We start from the raw sequence: 15,036 nt of genomic DNA, 5'->3' as shown, positions 1-15,036 counted from the left end.
CTTCAATGTCTGCGGAGTTCGATGCTGCCGTGCTCCGTTTTCCGTCGGGGGCAGGTCGGACGACGGCGGCACGAACGAACTAATGGATTACTGGCCCGGGTTCATAGAGGCTATTGGTCATCCAGTCTCAAGCGTTGCCGTGAAGGATATTCTTGCGGCATTGGGCGAGGCTGCGGTTGTTTCAAAGACCCCTGATATCTTCAATGATCCACAGGGTCGAACGCTGTTCTATAAGTTCATCGTTTCGGGATTGGAGTTTGGCTTTCGCGCGAAAATGCTGAATCACATACATATCTTCGTGCAGGGCCACGAAGGGTATTCAGCCTACAGAGCCGACATGCTCAACCGGTCCGCTCAGGCTTGGAATCGTGAGGAGATCATCAGACATTTCGGTCCCGCGTAAGACGAAGCCCCGAGCAAGTCGGGCGCGCTCATCGGCCATACCCAAGCTTGGGTTAGGTATGAGTTCGACGCATACGACCTGCGCACGGAGCTCTCAGGCGACGGTCACCTCTGGAAGGCGACGCTCATGGGCAAATAGAAAACCGTGAACGTGGATATCCAACTCGGTGTCGCGTCGAAGTCGGCATCGCTATCGATGACGGTCGGCGTGGTTCCGCGCTCTCATCCGAAAAATCGTCCGTTCGGTCCTCTGGTGCATGCTCGACTGGGTCCCGCACTCACGATGGAAAAGCGCGCGATCAATCAGACGCCGAACGCAGACCGCGCTCATCAAGAAAACCTCTTTAGTAACGCTTCCGGATCGAGACGGCGGACGCTATCACAATCGACGGCAACGTCGTGATCCCGGCAGGCAGCCCGGCGACGGGCGAGATCACCGAAGTCAGGAATAAGGGCATGTGGGGCAAATCCGGCCGCATCAACGGGCGCGTCCTGTACGTGCGCGCGAATGGCCGGCAGATACGCATGAGCGGCTCGGTCGACGACAAGGGGAAGACCGGGACCGCCGGCGTCGTCGGCGCCGCGGTGCTGATCCCAGTCGCAGTTTTCTTTGTGACCGGGACCAGCGCTGACATTCTTCTCGGCTCGCCGGTGACCGCCTTTATCGGCGAGGACGTCTCGGTTGCTGTCGTTCCGGCGAGCGAACCGATGATCGTCACCGCGCCGGCCAAGAACTGACCTCGCGAGCGCGGGTGTGATCGCCCGCGCTCGGCTCGCCTCAGACCGGCTTGGCGCCAGCCGTGCCACACTTTGCGAACTTGCCATTCGCGCTCTTGCATCGGACCGTTTTGGTCGATGCCTTCGGACACTTGGTAAAGCGCCCCTTGGCGTCTTTGCACGGCGCAGCCATCGAGGGCGCCCCGACGAGCAGGGATAGCGAAGCGGCAGCGAACAGCAGTTTACGCATCTGGCATTCTCCTGCCCGAGGACCGGGCGGCGAGAAACTGCGTCGATCAATGGCGCCCGTCAATCCGGCATGCCCCAAACACTTGGGACACTTAGCATTCGATCAGTCGTTGCGCCCATCCACGCTGGGAGAGCGACGTTGACGAAAGATCGGATTGTAGCCGTAGGCCTGCTGACCCAGCGGGATCTGGACGTTCTCGGCGCTGGGTTTCACCGGCTGTTCTCAGTCGCCGATGATGACGACGGAGACGACGGATTTGCGGACCTGCTGGCGCAACTCGACAAGATCGATGCGATAACGCTCGATCGCGAGGCGCCCGACGAGATCAAGACGCATTTGCCAGGCAACCGATAGGCTACTCGACCGACGGCGCGAGGAGCTTCGTCGGTTGCGCCTCTGGTCGCCGCGGGTCTTTCAACAGCTCGACGAGACGCCGATCGTCGGGCCGTTCCCATGGGCGCTACCGGTTCGGCCCGGAAGCCCCGCTACAGGGACTGCTCGGGCTCATCCTCCCAGAAACGACCGGAAGCTTCCCACTTCGCCCGCTCCCAGTCGTGCTTCAGGATCGGCGCTGCCAGCCCGAGGATCCGGCCTCTGACCTCATCGTTGCGGTTCGACGTGTCGATCAGGCTGGCGATGGCCTTCACGAGTTCACGGTCTCCCTTCCCCCCTGCAGGTTCCGGGTTCATCCGCAGCGCGATCTCGCCCCACAGGCGCCGGGCACGAGCCGTCCCATCCTTCGTGTCAGCATCGATCGAGACCGCTTCCGCGACGATGGACCGCACGGCTTCGCGCCACTTCGCGCGCTCCTTGATGATGTTCTCGTCGGCCAGCCGCCACCGGGCGGAGAGGATCACTCCGGCCAGGGTTATTAGTGCCGCGAGGATGCCGCCCGCGGCGCCGGCGATCGCGGCGTTCATGGGGCGGACGCTTCCTGTTCGTCCGTGTCTCCGCGCGGCGGTGCCGGTGCTGGGGCGGGATCCATCGGTCCGTGCGACGGCTCGCCCGCACCGAGTTCGCTGTCGGCACGCACGTTCTCCAGTTCATCTCGGAGCGCTTCGTTCTCGGCGCGCAGCCGCAGGAGCGCGAAGACGGTCACGAAGACGGCGACGGTCAGAACCCAGATCAGCGGATCGCCCATCACATCGGCTCTTTCGTGGGCGCGGACGACGGCCCCGCCTCAGCCTGCGGAGGCGGTAGCGCAAGACAGCTCTCGGCCTTTCGCTCCGCCTTGACGGCCAGCGAGCGACGCTCGGTCGCGTTCAGCAGCGTGCCCGTGGTCCGGTCGCCGAGCAGCGCGCGCGCCGCGTCGCATGCGTCGGCCTGCGACCGTTCGCGCCGCAGATCCAATGCAGCCATCCGATACGCCTGATCGTCGACCTGACGAGTTACCGCTTCGGCGTGAGCCTGGTTCCTGGAATGCCAGGCCCCAGCCGCCGGCACGATGCTGCTCATGAGCCCCGCGATGACGAGATCGAACCACGCCGAACGCCTCTTCCGTCTCCTAGCCAAATCCCGTCCCCTCCGTCGGCCGGGTCTAGCTCGGGGCAGGGGGCGAGTCCAATCGCCCGGTCGGGGTCGAGCCGCTGCCGTCCCGGAACCGTTCCTAAGCGAGAGAAGCCGCCGCCGCCATCGGGTGGGTATGCGCAGCGCCGTCCGGACACGCCGAAGATGTCTGGAACGGATGCTTACCCACAACCGATGGAATCCACGCTGAGCATCGTGCACCACGACGGGCCGTCCGTTTGGCCTGACCGATGCCGACCGCTACGACGAGCGCCTCATCAGGGAGCAATAGGCCACGAAATCCACGTCGTATGTGGTTTCGGATTGCGCGCCTCGATGATCTGTACGGGCGCGAAGCAGGAAGGCGTCGCGAACAGCCCCACCGCGTTCGTCGCCTTCATGGCGGCCTCAGCCTTGCCATTGATCGCCCCGATCGCCCGCATGACGTCGTGGTCGGCGAGAAGATCCGCAGGCGTGGCGACCGCCAGGACCACCGGGGCTCCGCCGATCTTTGCGGCCGTATTCTGCGCGTGCATCGCGGCGATGTTCGCTTCTGCCGCGAGCGAAACGACGCGCGTGTCGCCGTGCGCGCCGCCCTGATCTCCCATGTCGTAGTTCGCCTCCATGCCGACGCGCAGCCCGGTCGATCTGATGCCGGCGAGGCGCGTCGTACTCGTGCCGTGGTACAGGGTGCACGGGGTCCGACCCAGCATCTCCGCCGCCGGAACCCGCCACGTGTCGCCCCTGGCATCCGTCAGCAGACGCTCGCAGCCGTCCAGCCCGAACTCGGACACGACCCTGCGGGCCACGGTCGACGTCAGGGGCGAGATCGCCATGGATCCCCCCATGATCCTCAGCCACCCGGATCCCGCGGCGATCTTGCCGCGAAGCACCGTCAAGGCGGCATCCGATCCGGAGAGGAGCGTTTTGTCGCCTTCGAGCTCAAGCTCGTCCTCGGCCTGAATGCCGAAGAACCGCCGTATCGCATCGCGGCGGCTACCGAGAGCGTGGGACTCGACCCATAGGGTGCAATGTTCGTCCGCGAACACCAGGCGCGTCATCGGGTCGTCGTCCTGACGCCGGCGAGTGGGATCATCGGCACGTCGGCCAAGCCGAGCGAATTCGGAGCGACTCCACCGGTGGCCGCGGTCGCCGCCAGCGCGTGCAAGGTGGTCCGATCTCGCCGGTCGGTCACGAGGCACCCGGCAGCGCGATGCCCGTCACATGGACGGCTTTCGGCTCGACGATGAGACTGTAGGAGCCGATCGGATCCTCCTGCGAGGAGTCGTCACGGGACACCCTGACCTCGGCGGCCAGAGCGCCTCCCTTCATCGTCGCGGATCTCAAGGACAGTTGAACGCCTGGATAGCTGGCAAGAAACATCCATCCGGGATAGCCTAGGACCCGGCGGATCGGAAGGACGAGCTACGGCGGCGTCCGCGAAGACGCGGCACCGCGTTCCTGCGGGCAGGTCCTTCTCGTTCAGGCGAACGGCATAGAAGTTCCTCGAACACCTGCTGAAAGCGGTGCCGTACCGGATCCATACGATCCTAACCGGCAATCCTCTCCTGAGCAAAGTCGAATGGGGCATCCAGTTTGCCGAGCAGAGCCCGACAAGTTCATCGTCGATCCGATCCACCAGATGCCGTGACTAAAATATCCGGCCATTCCGCTTCCGGCGAAAACTCACCCTCAGGTTGGATGAGAAACCGGGGGACCCTCACGAAGGGGACCGGCTGAACGTTCGCTGTGGGCGCGCGCCAAGCGTCAGGCATATCTCTCGTGCCAGGTGATCCTGCGGACGTCAGGTTCGCGTCGGCCGCCGTAGAGCATGATCGATGCCCACCGCATCTCGTCCGCGACGTCCTCGTCGCAGACGGAGGCGGACCAGATCCCGCGAAGAATGTCCCGGACGTAGCCGCGCGAGCGCAGTACGTCCTCCGAAGAGTCGGGAGCGTCGGCGACATCCACGATCCAGCTGTCTCGTCCGGCTCGATCCACCATGAGGCCCGCGACGGTGGTCCCGTCGCTCAGCCGATGGTCCAGCAGATGGAGCATAGCCGTCACGTCGGCTTCCGCCCTTCGCTCCTCGTGGAACCAGCCCATCGGCGCCATCAGCTCCAGGAGGCTGCGACCCAGGAATCCCTTGGCGCGCCAGTCCATGTCATCGAGCGAGCACGCCCAGGGCTTGCCGGCCGCCAGCGGAAGTCGCCTCTCGACGAACGGCCGGCTGGCCGCGGCGTCGTGGGCAACCACGAAGTCGACGTCGAGGAGAATGGCGGTCGCCTCCCCATCCGAGATGGCCCGGCCGATCAGGTCTCTGTCGACGAGGTCGACGTCTCGGCCCGAGACGGCCGAGATCGGCGTCCGCGCCTCCTCGAGCCACGTCCGCCTCGGGGGCCGGGGTTCGCAGCGTGTCGGTGTCGGGGGCGGGGGTGTTCACCGGGTCGGCGGCCGAGCTGCGGGTGAAGGCCAGCGCGCTGACCGGGGTGCTCGACGATTATCGGCTGGCGTTCGAGGGCGGCGACACGATGACGGGGAAGTTCCTGGTGTCGCGGCTGGATTACGCCGGGGATTTCAATGGGGAGCGGTCCTACACGCTGAGCCTGGAGAGTTCCGGGGCGGTGGTGGTGGGGTAGATTTTTCCCTCTCCCTTTCGGGGAGAGGGAAGGAGGAGCCGCTTGGCGACGGGAGGGAGAGGGGCGGTTGGGGCGGGTGTTCCTAGCCTCACGCCCCTCTCCCTCCCACGCGCAAGGGCGCGCGGGCCCCTCCCTCTCCCCGGAGGGGCGAGGGAATTTGGAAGGACATTTCATGACGGATCTGGCGAATGCGGTTCGGGGGGGAGCCGGATCGCGGCGGCCGCCGTTGCGGCGGTGGGGACGCGGTTTCGGTTGCACGGGCGGGGGGCGGACGGGCTCGATTGCGTAGGGCTGGTGGCGCTGGCCTTGCGCGCCGGTGGATATGAGGGCGCGGTGCCGACGGGGTATGCGCTCAGGGGTGGCGATTGGGGTGTGCTCGACCGGGTGCTGGTGCGGGTTGCCGGGGCCGAGGATGAGGCCGAGGTCGGGGTTGGCGACGTGCTGCTGATGGCGGTGGGGCCGGGGCAGGTTCATCTGGGGATCAGGACGGCGCGCGGGTTCGTGCATGCGGACGCGGGGTTGCGGCGCGTGGTGGAGCGGCCGGGGATACCGCCCTGGCCGCTGATCGGTGTGTGGCGGATGGAGGGGTGACATGGCGACCTTGGTATTGACGGCCGTGGGGAGCGCGGTGGGCGGGCCGATCGGGGGCGCGATCGGCGCCTTGATCGGGCGGTCCGTGGATGCGGCCGTGTTCGGGCCGAAGCGGCGGGACGGGCCGCGGCTGGTCGAGCTGGCGGTGCAGACGTCCTCTTACGGGAGCCAGATCCCGAAGCTGTTCGGGACGATGCGGGTGGCGGGGACGGTGATCTGGGCGACCGATCTGATCGAGAGCCGTGCCGCGTCCGGCAGCGGCAAGGGGCAGCCCGGCGTCTCGACCTATTCCTATGCGGCGTCGTTCGCGGTGCTGTTGTCCGCGCGCGCCATTCGCGGTGTCGGGCGGATCTGGGCTGAGGGCAAGCTGCTGCGGGGGGCGGCGGGGGACTTCAAGACGGCGACCGGGTTCCGGTTGCATCTGGGGGGGGAGGACCAGGCGGTGGATCCGTTGATCGCGTCCGCCGAGGGGGCGGCGACACCGGCGTATCGGGGGGCGGCCTATGCCGTGTTCGAGATGTTGCAGCTGGCGGATTTCGGGAATCGGATCCCCTCGCTGACGTTCGAGGTGATTGCGGACGAGGGCGCGGTGCTGGTGTCGACGATCGCGACGGCGCTGGCGGGGGAGGTTTCGGGGACGGCGGCGCTGGCGGTGGGCGGGTTTGCGGCGTCGGGCGGGAGCGTGCGGGCGGTGCTGGAGATGCTGGGGCAGGCCGGCGGGGCCTGGTTCGCGCCGTCGGGCGCGGGGGTGGTGATGCGCGATGCCGCAGGGGCGGCGGTCGTCGTGGCGGACGCGGGGGTCGCGGTCGAGGGCAAAGGCGTGCGGCGGGCGCGCGCCGTCGCCGCAATCGAGACGGTGCCGCGGACGGTGACCATCGGCTATTATGATGCGGCGCGGGATTACCAGGCGGGCGTGCAACGGGCGCGGCGGCCGGGGGCGGGGATGCGCGACGACCGGATCGAGGTGCCGGCGGTGCTCGACGCGGGGGCGGCGAAGACCGTGGCGGAGGCGATGCTCGCGCGGGCCGAGGCTGGGCGCGTACGGCGGACGGTCGCGGCCGGGTTCGCAGCGATGGCGATCGCGCCGGGGGCCTGCGTGACGATCTCGGGCGAGGCCGGTCTCTGGCGGGTGGCCGACGTCAGTATCGAGGGGATGGTGACGACGCTGGGGCTGGTGCCGCTGGTGGCGGCTTCGGTGTCGGCGACGGCGACCAGTGGTCGGGTTTCGGGGGCGGTGGATGCGGTCGTCGGCGCGACGATCCTGCGCGCGTTCGAGGTTCCCGGGCTCGAGGACACACCACTGCGTGCGCCGCGGATGACCGTCGTTGCGGCCGGTACGGGCGCGGCGTGGCGGCAGGCGGCGTTGCTCTACAGCGTCGACGATGGCGTGAGCTGGGTGGCGGCCGGGGCGACGGCTGCACCCGGCGTGCTCGGGACGGTCGCGGTGGTGGCAGAGGACGCGCCGGCGACGATCATCGATCTGCGCGGGGCGTTCGAGGTGATCCTTGCGCATGCGGACATGGAACTGGGCGATGCGGATGCGGCGGCGCTCGACCGAGGCGTGAACCTGGCGTTGCTGGGCGACGAACTGGTGCAGTTCGGGCGGGCGGAACCGCTGGGCGGCGCGCGGTGGCGGTTGAGCCGGTTGCTGCGTGGACGACGCGGGACGGAGGCGGCGGCAGGCGCGCAGAGGGTCGGGGATCGGTTCGTGCTGATCGAGGCGGAGGCCGCGCGGGCGTTCGATCTGCCGGTGTCGGTGCTGGGGCGTGAGGTGCGCGTGATCGCATCGGGCGTCGGCGACGGGACGCCGGTCGAGACGCGGTGCGTGATGCGCGGCGCTTCAGTGGTGCCGCCATCGCTGGTGCAGTTGCGGTTCTCCAGTGAAGCCGATGGGAGCGCGACGGTGCGGTGGACACGGCGCAGCCGGGCGGGGTGGGGCTGGATCGACGGGGTCGACGCGCCGCTGGCCGAGGAGATCGAGGCGTATCGGGTGACCGTGACGGCTGGTGGAACCTCGCGCGATGTCGATGTCGCGGACCCGGCTGTTTCGGTCACGGCGGCGGACCGCGTCGGTGCGGTGAGCATCGCAGTGCGGCAGCGCGGCGTGTTCGGCGAGTCGCTCACGGCGCACCTGATCGTACCGGCCGGTATCGAACCGGCGTGATTCACCAACGGGGGAACGAATTATGAGCGACGACCGCACAGCACGTCTGGCATTGCCGTTGCTGCAGCCTGGCCAGGCGCAAAAGGAAGCGACGCACAACGAGGCGCTGACGCTGCTCGATCTCGCGGTGCAGGCGAGCGTGACGGCGGTGGGAACCAACGTGCCGCCGGTCGCGCCGAGCGCGGGCAGCGCGTGGATCGTCGGGACTGCGCCGACCGGTGGCTGGGCCGGGCAGGCGCGGGCGATCGCCGGGTGGACCGCAAGCGGGTGGCGGTTCCTTGCGCCGCGCGAGGGCATGACCGTGTGGAGCGTTGCCGATGGACAGGCGGCGCGGTTCGGTGCGGGCGCGTGGACGCTGGGCGTGCTGGCGGGAACCAAGGTCTCGATCGGCGGAGTCGACGTGGTCGGTCCGCGTCGTTCGGCGGTGCCCGACCCGGCTGGCGGCACGGTCGCCGACGTGCAGGCGAGAGCGGCGATTGGTGCCATATTGGCAGCATTGCGGGGGCACGGATTGATTTCCGCGTAAAACACCCTGAAAACTGTGTCGTTCCAGCAACACATCCAACTTTTGTTAGCTTGCGTGGAAACAAGCCCGAGGATAGGGAGTTTGCGATGTCCGTGTGACACTCATGAAAGGGGATTTATATGCGGAAGCTTGCCGTCGTTCTGGCACTCGCCTCCACCGCACTTGCCACTCCCGCCCTCGCCCGCGACAAGTCGTGGTACGTTGGCGTCGAAGGCGGTGCGATGATCGTTGAAGACATCGACTATGATATCGGCTCGTTGAACAAGGCCGGTTCTGTCGATCATGACTATGGTTACGATGTCGATGCCGTGATGGGCTACGACTTTGGCGGTTTCCGCCTCGAAACCGAAGTCGGCTACCGCAAGGCAACCGTTGACGGCTACACGTCGTCGACGACCACGCCTGTGTTCGGTGCCACCGGCGTCCGCGGCAATGCGGCTGCTGGCAGCTACGACTACGCTGGTGGTTCGTCGTCGGCTCTCAGCTTCATGCTGAACGGCCTTCTGGACTTCGGTCCGGACGATGGCATCCAGGGCTTTGTCGGCGGTGGTGTTGGTGTTGCTCGCGTCAAGGCGCAGTATGCACTCAACAACAACGGCGACTTCCTGAACGACTCGGACACCGTGTTCGCGTATCAGGGCCTGGCCGGTATCCGTGCACCGCTGACCGACCACATCGACGCGACGCTGAAGTATCGTTTCTTCAACGCCGAGAACGTCAAGCTGGTCGACGGTTCGAACCGCGTGTTCGACGGTCGCTATCGTTCGCACAGCATCCTTGGTGGTGTGACGTACAACTTCGGCGAGCCTGCTGCTCCGCCGCCGCCGCCGCCAGCTCCGGCACCTGAGCCGATGGCTCCGCCGCCGCCGCCAGCTCCGGTTGAAGTCGTCTGCTCGCCTGGTCCGTTCATCGTGTTCTTCGAATGGGATAAGTCGGACATCACGCCTGAGGCAGCGTCGATCCTCGACAACGCCGTCACGCAGTACCAGTCGTGCGGCAACGCACAGGTCATGCTGGCAGGTCACGCCGATAAGTCGGGTTCGGCATCGTACAACGTCGGTCTGTCGCAGCGCCGCGCAGATGGCGTGAAGGCATATCTGTCTTCGCATGCCATCCCGGACAGCGTCATCTCGACGGAAGCATTCGGCGAGAGCCGTCCGCGCGTCGAGACCGCCGATGGCGTTCGCGAAGTGCAAAACCGTCGCGTGGAAGTCACCTACGGGCCGGGTTCGGGCCAGTAAGACTTTCGCCAACCGGCTCTCGGGTCGGTTACGGAATGAAGATCGGGGAGGTCGGCGCAAGCCGGCCTCCCTTTTCTTTTGTGCTTTGCACGCAGGGGGCCGTTCGCGAGGATTTGTGGATTAGGCTATCGTTGATTTTGTTCGCGCGGAGGCGCGGAGAGTAAGTGCTTGAGCCTCCAACGCATCCTGCTGTTGGCGAAGCCGGTGATCCTAGGCCGCTTGCTGGGGTACGCTTTCCCGTTGCGAACCATCTCCGCGCCTCCGCGTCTCCGCGCGAACAAACCTTCTTTTCAACACGGCAGTGCCAGAGCGGAGCGGCGATATGGTCACGCGGAGACGCGGAGACGCGGAGAGTGGCGTCCGGACATTCGGTTGCGGCTTGAGCCAATTTCACGCTTGGCGAAGCCGATCATCTGAGGCTGCATGTGCGGGTGCGCTTTCCCGTTGCGAACCATCTCCGCGCCTCCGCGTCTCCGCGCGAACAAACCTTCTGTTCGACACGGCAGCGCCAGAGCGGAACGGCGATATGGTCACGCGAAGGCGCAAAGGCGCGAAGAGGGTTTTGCGTGGGGCAAGGTTTCCTTCCTTCTTGAGTCTTTTCCGTGCTGTCGCGCCTGCGCCGTCAGGGCGTAGCGTCTCGCCCGGAGTCCGACATCTTCGCGCCTTCGCGCCTTCGCGTGACCATATTTGCTGGCTGGATACGGTGAGGGAGCGTTGTTGCGACGCTCGCGCCTTCACCCTGGCGTATCCACGCTATACTGGGGCGGAACGAGCGAGGAGATGCAGATGAAGCCGCTGATCGGACGGGACACACGGTTGTGCATGTCGTTATCGGCGCGTCCGGGGAATTTCGGGTCGCGGTTTCATAACCGGCTCTATGAGCTGACAGCGCTGGATTTCGTCTACAAGTCGTTCTCGACCACCGATCTCGATGCCGCGATCGGCGGGATCAGGGCGCTCGACATTCGCGGGTGCGCGATCTCGATGCCGTTCAAGGAAGCGGTGATCCCGCTGCTCGATCGGTTGGCGCTATCGGCCAGTGCGATCGACAGCGTGAACACGATCGTCAACGACGGCGGCGTGCTGAGCGGGCACAACACCGATTACGGCGCGGTCGTAGATCTGGTCGCGGATCTCGATCGGGCCATGCCGTTCGTCGTGCGGGGATCCGGCGGGATGGCGAAGGCGGTCGTCGCAGCGCTTGGCGACAGCGGTTTTCGCAACGGCGTCATCGTCGCGCGGAACGAAGCGGCGGGACGCGCGATCGCGGATCGCTACGGCTTTGTCTGGGCCGCGGAACCGGAGGCCGAGCCGGCGTTGCTCGTCAACGCCACGCCGCGGGGGATGACCGGCGCGGATGCCGACTTGCTGGCGTTTCCGCCGGCGATGATCGCGGGCTGCAGGACCGCCTTCGATGTGGTGCAATACCCGGTGGCGACGCCGTTTCTGCGGGCCGCGGCCGATGCGGGCAAGCGCTGCATCACCGGGGCGGAGGTAGCCACGCTCCGGGCGGCGCAGCAGTTCGTGCTGTATACGGGCGTGACCCCGTCTCCGGCCCAGGTGACCGACGCGGCCGACTGGGCTCGCGCGCATCCCTGAACAGGTCAGTCGGTGGACGTGTCCGCCAGCGCCGTGGCGAGCCAGCGCGGAACGAGGGCGTCGCCCAGCGACTCGATGCGGCGATGTTCGACCATCAGGCCGAGTTCGGGATAGGTGACGCGGGTTCGCGTGCTGGGTTCGGTGAACGGCGCGACGACCAGCCGGCGGTTGACCTTCGCCCGGTGGTGCATCCGCGCGGTGTTCTCCTGCCCGACATAGCACCCCTTGGTGAAGCTGACGCCGTTCAGCTCGCGCGCGTTGCATTCGAGCCAGAGCGTCTCGCCCGCGCCGAGTTCGCCGACGCCTTCGGTCACGCCGAGCGACAGGCGGTGCGCAAGCCAGCCGGTTGCCGGCTCGGCCGGGGCGGCGAGCCAGCGGCGGCCAAGATCCGCGAGCCGAGGATCCGGGACCCCGCGATCGCCTTCGGGCGCCCAGTGGACGGCGAGATCGTCGGGCACGAGCGTGATCGCGCGGCGCAGGCGGTAAAGCGCGAGGCGCTTCGTCAGGGCTTCGGCTTGCGCGGCCTCGACGTCGATCAGCACGTCGGTGCCGTCGGCCCACAGGAGGAAGTCGAACAGCACCTTGCCCTGCGGCGACAGCAGCGCCGCCCAGGCGGGTGCGTCGGGCGTGAGCAACGCGGTGTCGGCAGTGACCAAGCCCTGCAGGAAGCCGCGTACGTCTTCGCCGGCGACGCGGATCACGCTGCGGTCGAGGAGCATCGTTCCGGGAAGATCATTGTCCATGCCTACCACCTAGTGCGCGCGCGGCGATTTCCAACCGAGCGGATGCCTTGCCCCCAGTCCGTATCCGTCGATGCGACGAAAACCCGGGCCGGTCCGGCTGGCGTCTGAGGCCCTGCGCCGATAGGAAGACGGCATGACCGAGCGCCTCACGATCCGCCGCCCCGATGACTGGCACGTCCACCTGCGCGACGGCGCGATGCTGGAGGCGGTCGCGAAGCATACCGCGCGACAGTTCGCACGGGCGATCATCATGCCGAACCTGACCCCGCCGGTGACCTCGATCGAGGCGGCCAAGGCCTATCGGGGCCGGATCATGGCAGCGCTCGGCACGGGGGTCGATTTCACGCCGCTGATGACATGCTACCTGACCGACGGGACCGATCCGGCGGAACTGGAGCGCGGCTATGCCGAGGGCGTGTTCACCGCGTGCAAGCTGTACCCGGCGCACGCGACGACCAATTCCGCGCACGGCGTCACCGATATCCGCGCGCTGACCGGCGTGCTGGAGACGTTGCAGCGGATCGGCATGCCGCTGCTGATCCACGGCGAGGTGACCGACAAGTCGATCGACATCTTCGACCGCGAGGCGGTGTTCGTCGAGCGCGTGCTGACGCCGCTGGTGCGCGACTATCCCGGCCTGAAGATCGTGCTCGAGCATATCACGACGGCCGAGGCGGCGGCGTTCGTAGCCGAGGCGGATCATCCGATCGCGGCGACGATCACGCCGCAGCACCTGCTGATCAACCGCAACGCGCTGTTCGACGGGGGGCTGCGGCCGCACGCCTATTGCCTGCCGGTGCTGAAGCGCGAGACGCATCGGCTGGCGGTGCGGCGGGCGGCGGTATCGGGATCGTCGCGGTTCTTCCTGGGGACGGACAGCGCGCCGCATGTCGTCGGCGCGAAGGAGTCCGGGTGTGGGTGTGCGGGGATCTTCAACGCACCGTTCGCGCTGGAGGCGTATCTGCGCGTGTTCGACCAGGAGGGCGCGCTCGACCGGTTCGAGGGGTTCGCGTCGGAGCATGGCGCGCGGTTCTACGGATTGCCGCTGAACGAGGGCATTGTGACGCTGGTGCGCGGCGATGCCGACGTGCCTGCGTCGATCGGCGCGGGGGAGACGGCGGTGGTGCCGTTCCTCGCCGGGACGAATGCGGGCTGGCGGTTCGAGGGGTAGGCGCGTCCGGACTTTCGCTCGCAGCATGCGTCCCGATGCGCCGTCATCCTGACGAAAGTCAGGATCCAGAACCGAGTACGTCGCGCTTAGTGATCCTGGGTCCTGATTCCGGTCAGGACGACGAGGCCGCGAGACGGTCGAGCCAGAGCCGCGCCTCCTTCTGCTCGCCCACCGCACTTGCGCTGACCGGGCCGCGTGCGGCGAAGAAGTCGCGGTGGAGCGCGAACGGTTCCAGCATCAGGCGGTCGCGCATCGCGGCGATGTCGCTGCCCATCTCGGTCAGCGCGTCGATCGTGGGTGCGATCGCGGCGCGGACGCGGCGGTCCGGGGTGCGGTCGAACAGGCCGAGCGAACCGGACGCGGTTTTCTCGAGCGCCGCGACGAGCGTCTCGCGGTATTCGGTTTCGAGGTCTTCGCGTTGGGCGTCCAAGCGGGCGAGGCGGTCGGGTTTTGCCATGCGGCGGTGTTAGGGGATTGCGCGGGTATGTGCCACCGGGCGCTTCACGGGCTGTTCTCCGGCTAGGGCGGGAGTCCAGGGTTGTGGAGGGTACGCGGTGCTGGCGGGGGCGGCGCTGCGCCGCGAGCCAAGCCCGCGGCGTCGGACGGGGCTATGCCCCGCCGGCCGGGCTTGCGCGAGTCGGGCGGGCGTCGCCGCCTGCCGCGCTGCGCCTTAAAACGGCAACCACCGGCTCTTGTGCGTGATGTTCATATACCCGACGTTCACGCCTGCGCGCCAGCCGACGCCCAGGCGGATCGGGATCAGGACGACGTTGCCGCGGCGCAGATAGGTCGCGGCGAAACCGCCGACCAGGTACAGCCGGCCCTCGACCGCCGGGAAGCGCTTGTAGAGTTCCTCGGTGTCGTAGAGGTTGTAGACCAGCACGAAGACCTTGTTCGCGTCGCCGCCCACGTCGAAGCCCACCGACGGTCCGGTCCAATAGACCGGCTGCTGGCCCTCGACCTTGTGGTTCATGATCCCCGAGCCATAGCGGACGCCGAGGATGAACGCGCCCGACGCCTCGCGCCCGGCGATATAGGCGTTGGGCTGGCCCTGGTCCTTCAGGATGTTCTCGAGGATGCCGCCGAGACCCGCGGCACCCTTGCCGAACACGCCTTCGCCCGCCGCGAGCAGATCGTCGCGCTCATACGTGTCGGCGGCCTGCATCGTCGCCTCGGCGCGCGTTTCCGGCGGCCGGGTGTTCGTCGTCGCGGCGGGCGGCGCGGGGACCGCGTCCTGCGGAGGCGTCTCGGGATAGGTCGGGTCCGGAGCCGCCGGGCGCGACGGCTGCGTGGTCGCGTGACGCGACGGGGCCTGATAGGCGCGCGGTGCGAGATCGCCGTCGATCGCCTGGTTGGGATCGATCGTGCGGACCTGCGCGGACGCGGTGCCGCCGCAAACGGCTGCCGCTAGGGCACCCAGGCCAAGCCAGACGCTACGCATGTCGATCGATCCCCAAAATACCAGGGCAGACGAAGATGGCAGAGTG

17 protein-coding genes and 1 pseudogene are annotated in these 15,036 nt (G+C 67.3%); 9 read left to right on the top strand and 9 right to left on the bottom strand.

The features are described 5' to 3' along the window. Window positions 1-82 precede the first annotated feature (82 nt). Together HMP09_RS11815 and HMP09_RS11810 are read left to right on the top strand one after the other, a co-directional pair. Window positions 83-403: a hypothetical protein gene (locus HMP09_RS11815; RefSeq protein ID WP_176500528.1), complete on the top strand. Its 321-nt coding sequence runs from the start codon at window positions 83-85 to the stop codon at window positions 401-403. A gap of 398 nt (window positions 404-801) precedes the next feature. After that, window positions 802-1,140, top strand: a complete 339-nt coding sequence (locus HMP09_RS11810; RefSeq protein WP_176500527.1) for a hypothetical protein — start codon at window positions 802-804, stop codon at window positions 1,138-1,140. A 714-nt stretch (window positions 1,141-1,854) separates the two neighbouring features. On the opposite strand, the gene HMP09_RS11805 is transcribed toward HMP09_RS11810, so the two are convergent. The 6 genes from HMP09_RS11805 to HMP09_RS11780 form a co-directional block, all read right to left on the bottom strand. Then, window positions 1,855-2,289 carry a hypothetical protein gene (locus HMP09_RS11805; protein WP_176500526.1) on the bottom strand — a complete coding sequence of 145 codons (435 nt, stop codon included), beginning with the start codon at window positions 2,287-2,289 and terminating at the stop codon, window positions 1,855-1,857. After that, window positions 2,286-2,510 (bottom strand): hypothetical protein, encoded by a 225-nt coding sequence (locus HMP09_RS11800; protein WP_176500525.1) that lies wholly within the window; start codon window positions 2,508-2,510, stop codon window positions 2,286-2,288. The genes HMP09_RS11805 and HMP09_RS11800 overlap by 4 nt, the downstream gene beginning before the upstream one ends. After that, window positions 2,510-2,824 carry a hypothetical protein gene (locus HMP09_RS11795; protein ID WP_176500524.1) on the bottom strand — a complete coding sequence of 105 codons (315 nt, stop codon included), beginning with the start codon at window positions 2,822-2,824 and terminating at the stop codon, window positions 2,510-2,512. The genes HMP09_RS11800 and HMP09_RS11795 overlap by 1 nt, the downstream gene beginning before the upstream one ends. A 329-nt stretch (window positions 2,825-3,153) precedes the next feature. Further along, on the bottom strand, window positions 3,154-3,936 hold the full coding sequence (locus tag HMP09_RS11790; RefSeq protein WP_176500523.1) for a hypothetical protein: 783 nt from the start codon (window positions 3,934-3,936) through the stop codon (window positions 3,154-3,156). Window positions 3,937-4,066: 130 nt separating this feature from the next. Continuing rightward, window positions 4,067-4,258, bottom strand: coding sequence for a hypothetical protein (locus tag HMP09_RS11785; RefSeq protein ID WP_176500522.1), 192 nt, complete (start codon window positions 4,256-4,258; stop codon window positions 4,067-4,069). A gap of 384 nt (window positions 4,259-4,642) precedes the next feature. Next, complete coding sequence (locus HMP09_RS11780) at window positions 4,643-5,131, bottom strand: hypothetical protein (RefSeq protein WP_176500521.1); 489 nt, start codon at window positions 5,129-5,131, stop codon at window positions 4,643-4,645. Between the two features lie 137 nt (window positions 5,132-5,268). On the opposite strand from HMP09_RS11780, the pseudogene HMP09_RS11775 reads away from it, so the two are divergent. From HMP09_RS11775 to HMP09_RS11750, 6 genes and pseudogenes are all read left to right on the top strand, one after another. Next, a pseudogene (locus HMP09_RS11775) lies at window positions 5,269-5,514 on the top strand (phage tail tube protein); the annotation flags it as partial. A gap of 234 nt (window positions 5,515-5,748) precedes the next feature. Beyond that, a complete protein-coding gene (locus tag HMP09_RS11770; protein ID WP_232090206.1) occupies window positions 5,749-6,105 on the top strand; it encodes a peptidoglycan endopeptidase in 357 nt (118 codons plus the stop codon). A gap of 1 nt (window position 6,106) precedes the next feature. Then, window positions 6,107-8,269 carry a phage tail protein gene (locus tag HMP09_RS11765; RefSeq protein WP_176500520.1) on the top strand — a complete coding sequence of 721 codons (2,163 nt, stop codon included), beginning with the start codon at window positions 6,107-6,109 and terminating at the stop codon, window positions 8,267-8,269. A gap of 22 nt (window positions 8,270-8,291) precedes the next feature. Further along, a complete protein-coding gene (locus tag HMP09_RS11760) occupies window positions 8,292-8,795 on the top strand; it encodes a DUF2793 domain-containing protein (protein ID WP_176500519.1) in 504 nt (167 codons plus the stop codon). Window positions 8,796-8,914: 119 nt separating this feature from the next. Further along, a complete protein-coding gene (locus HMP09_RS11755; RefSeq protein WP_176500518.1) occupies window positions 8,915-10,036 on the top strand; it encodes an OmpA family protein in 1,122 nt (373 codons plus the stop codon). Between the two features lie 780 nt (window positions 10,037-10,816). Further along, window positions 10,817-11,635, top strand: coding sequence for a shikimate 5-dehydrogenase (locus tag HMP09_RS11750; protein WP_176501736.1), 819 nt, complete (start codon window positions 10,817-10,819; stop codon window positions 11,633-11,635). A gap of 5 nt (window positions 11,636-11,640) precedes the next feature. Here HMP09_RS11750 and ygfZ read toward each other — a convergent pair whose 3' ends face one another. Beyond that, a complete protein-coding gene (gene ygfZ / locus HMP09_RS11745) occupies window positions 11,641-12,378 on the bottom strand; it encodes a CAF17-like 4Fe-4S cluster assembly/insertion protein YgfZ (protein ID WP_232090204.1) in 738 nt (245 codons plus the stop codon). A gap of 133 nt (window positions 12,379-12,511) precedes the next feature. Between ygfZ and pyrC the strand changes: the two genes are divergently transcribed. Then, window positions 12,512-13,549 carry a dihydroorotase gene (pyrC, locus tag HMP09_RS11740; RefSeq protein ID WP_176500517.1) on the top strand — a complete coding sequence of 346 codons (1,038 nt, stop codon included), beginning with the start codon at window positions 12,512-12,514 and terminating at the stop codon, window positions 13,547-13,549. 112 nt (window positions 13,550-13,661) lie between these two features. On the opposite strand, the gene HMP09_RS11735 is transcribed toward pyrC, so the two are convergent. Together HMP09_RS11735 and HMP09_RS11730 are read right to left on the bottom strand one after the other, a co-directional pair. Then, a complete protein-coding gene (locus HMP09_RS11735) occupies window positions 13,662-14,006 on the bottom strand; it encodes a hypothetical protein (RefSeq protein ID WP_176500516.1) in 345 nt (114 codons plus the stop codon). Window positions 14,007-14,219: 213 nt separating this feature from the next. Then, complete coding sequence (locus HMP09_RS11730; protein ID WP_176500515.1) at window positions 14,220-14,990, bottom strand: DUF1134 domain-containing protein; 771 nt, start codon at window positions 14,988-14,990, stop codon at window positions 14,220-14,222. Window positions 14,991-15,036: the final 46 nt, after the last annotated feature.

Source organism: Sphingomonas sp. HMP9, from assembly GCF_013374115.1.
In the GTDB taxonomy this organism is placed as follows: domain Bacteria; phylum Pseudomonadota; class Alphaproteobacteria; order Sphingomonadales; family Sphingomonadaceae; genus Sphingomonas.
Note: the sequence above shows the minus strand (reverse complement) of the source record. Positions and strands in the feature narration are given on the sequence as shown.

Coding starts and splice junctions, on each gene's coding strand:
- HMP09_RS11815 (WP_176500528.1), top strand. CDS start 83: ATGGATTACTGGCCCGGGTTCATAGAGGCTATTGGTCATCCAGTCTCA.
- HMP09_RS11805 (WP_176500526.1), bottom strand. CDS start 2,289: ATGAACGCCGCGATCGCCGGCGCCGCGGGCGGCATCCTCGCGGCACTA.
- HMP09_RS11800 (WP_176500525.1), bottom strand. CDS start 2,510: ATGGGCGATCCGCTGATCTGGGTTCTGACCGTCGCCGTCTTCGTGACC.
- HMP09_RS11795 (WP_176500524.1), bottom strand. CDS start 2,824: ATGAGCAGCATCGTGCCGGCGGCTGGGGCCTGGCATTCCAGGAACCAG.
- HMP09_RS11790 (WP_176500523.1), bottom strand. CDS start 3,936: ATGACGCGCCTGGTGTTCGCGGACGAACATTGCACCCTATGGGTCGAG.
- HMP09_RS11785 (WP_176500522.1), bottom strand. CDS start 4,258: ATGTTTCTTGCCAGCTATCCAGGCGTTCAACTGTCCTTGAGATCCGCG.
- HMP09_RS11765 (WP_176500520.1), top strand. CDS start 6,107: ATGGCGACCTTGGTATTGACGGCCGTGGGGAGCGCGGTGGGCGGGCCG.
- HMP09_RS11760 (WP_176500519.1), top strand. CDS start 8,292: ATGAGCGACGACCGCACAGCACGTCTGGCATTGCCGTTGCTGCAGCCT.
- HMP09_RS11755 (WP_176500518.1), top strand. CDS start 8,915: ATGCGGAAGCTTGCCGTCGTTCTGGCACTCGCCTCCACCGCACTTGCC.
- HMP09_RS11750 (WP_176501736.1), top strand. CDS start 10,817: ATGCAGATGAAGCCGCTGATCGGACGGGACACACGGTTGTGCATGTCG.
- ygfZ (WP_232090204.1), bottom strand. CDS start 12,378: ATGGACAATGATCTTCCCGGAACGATGCTCCTCGACCGCAGCGTGATC.
- pyrC (WP_176500517.1), top strand. CDS start 12,512: ATGACCGAGCGCCTCACGATCCGCCGCCCCGATGACTGGCACGTCCAC.
- HMP09_RS11735 (WP_176500516.1), bottom strand. CDS start 14,006: ATGGCAAAACCCGACCGCCTCGCCCGCTTGGACGCCCAACGCGAAGAC.
- HMP09_RS11730 (WP_176500515.1), bottom strand. CDS start 14,990: ATGCGTAGCGTCTGGCTTGGCCTGGGTGCCCTAGCGGCAGCCGTTTGC.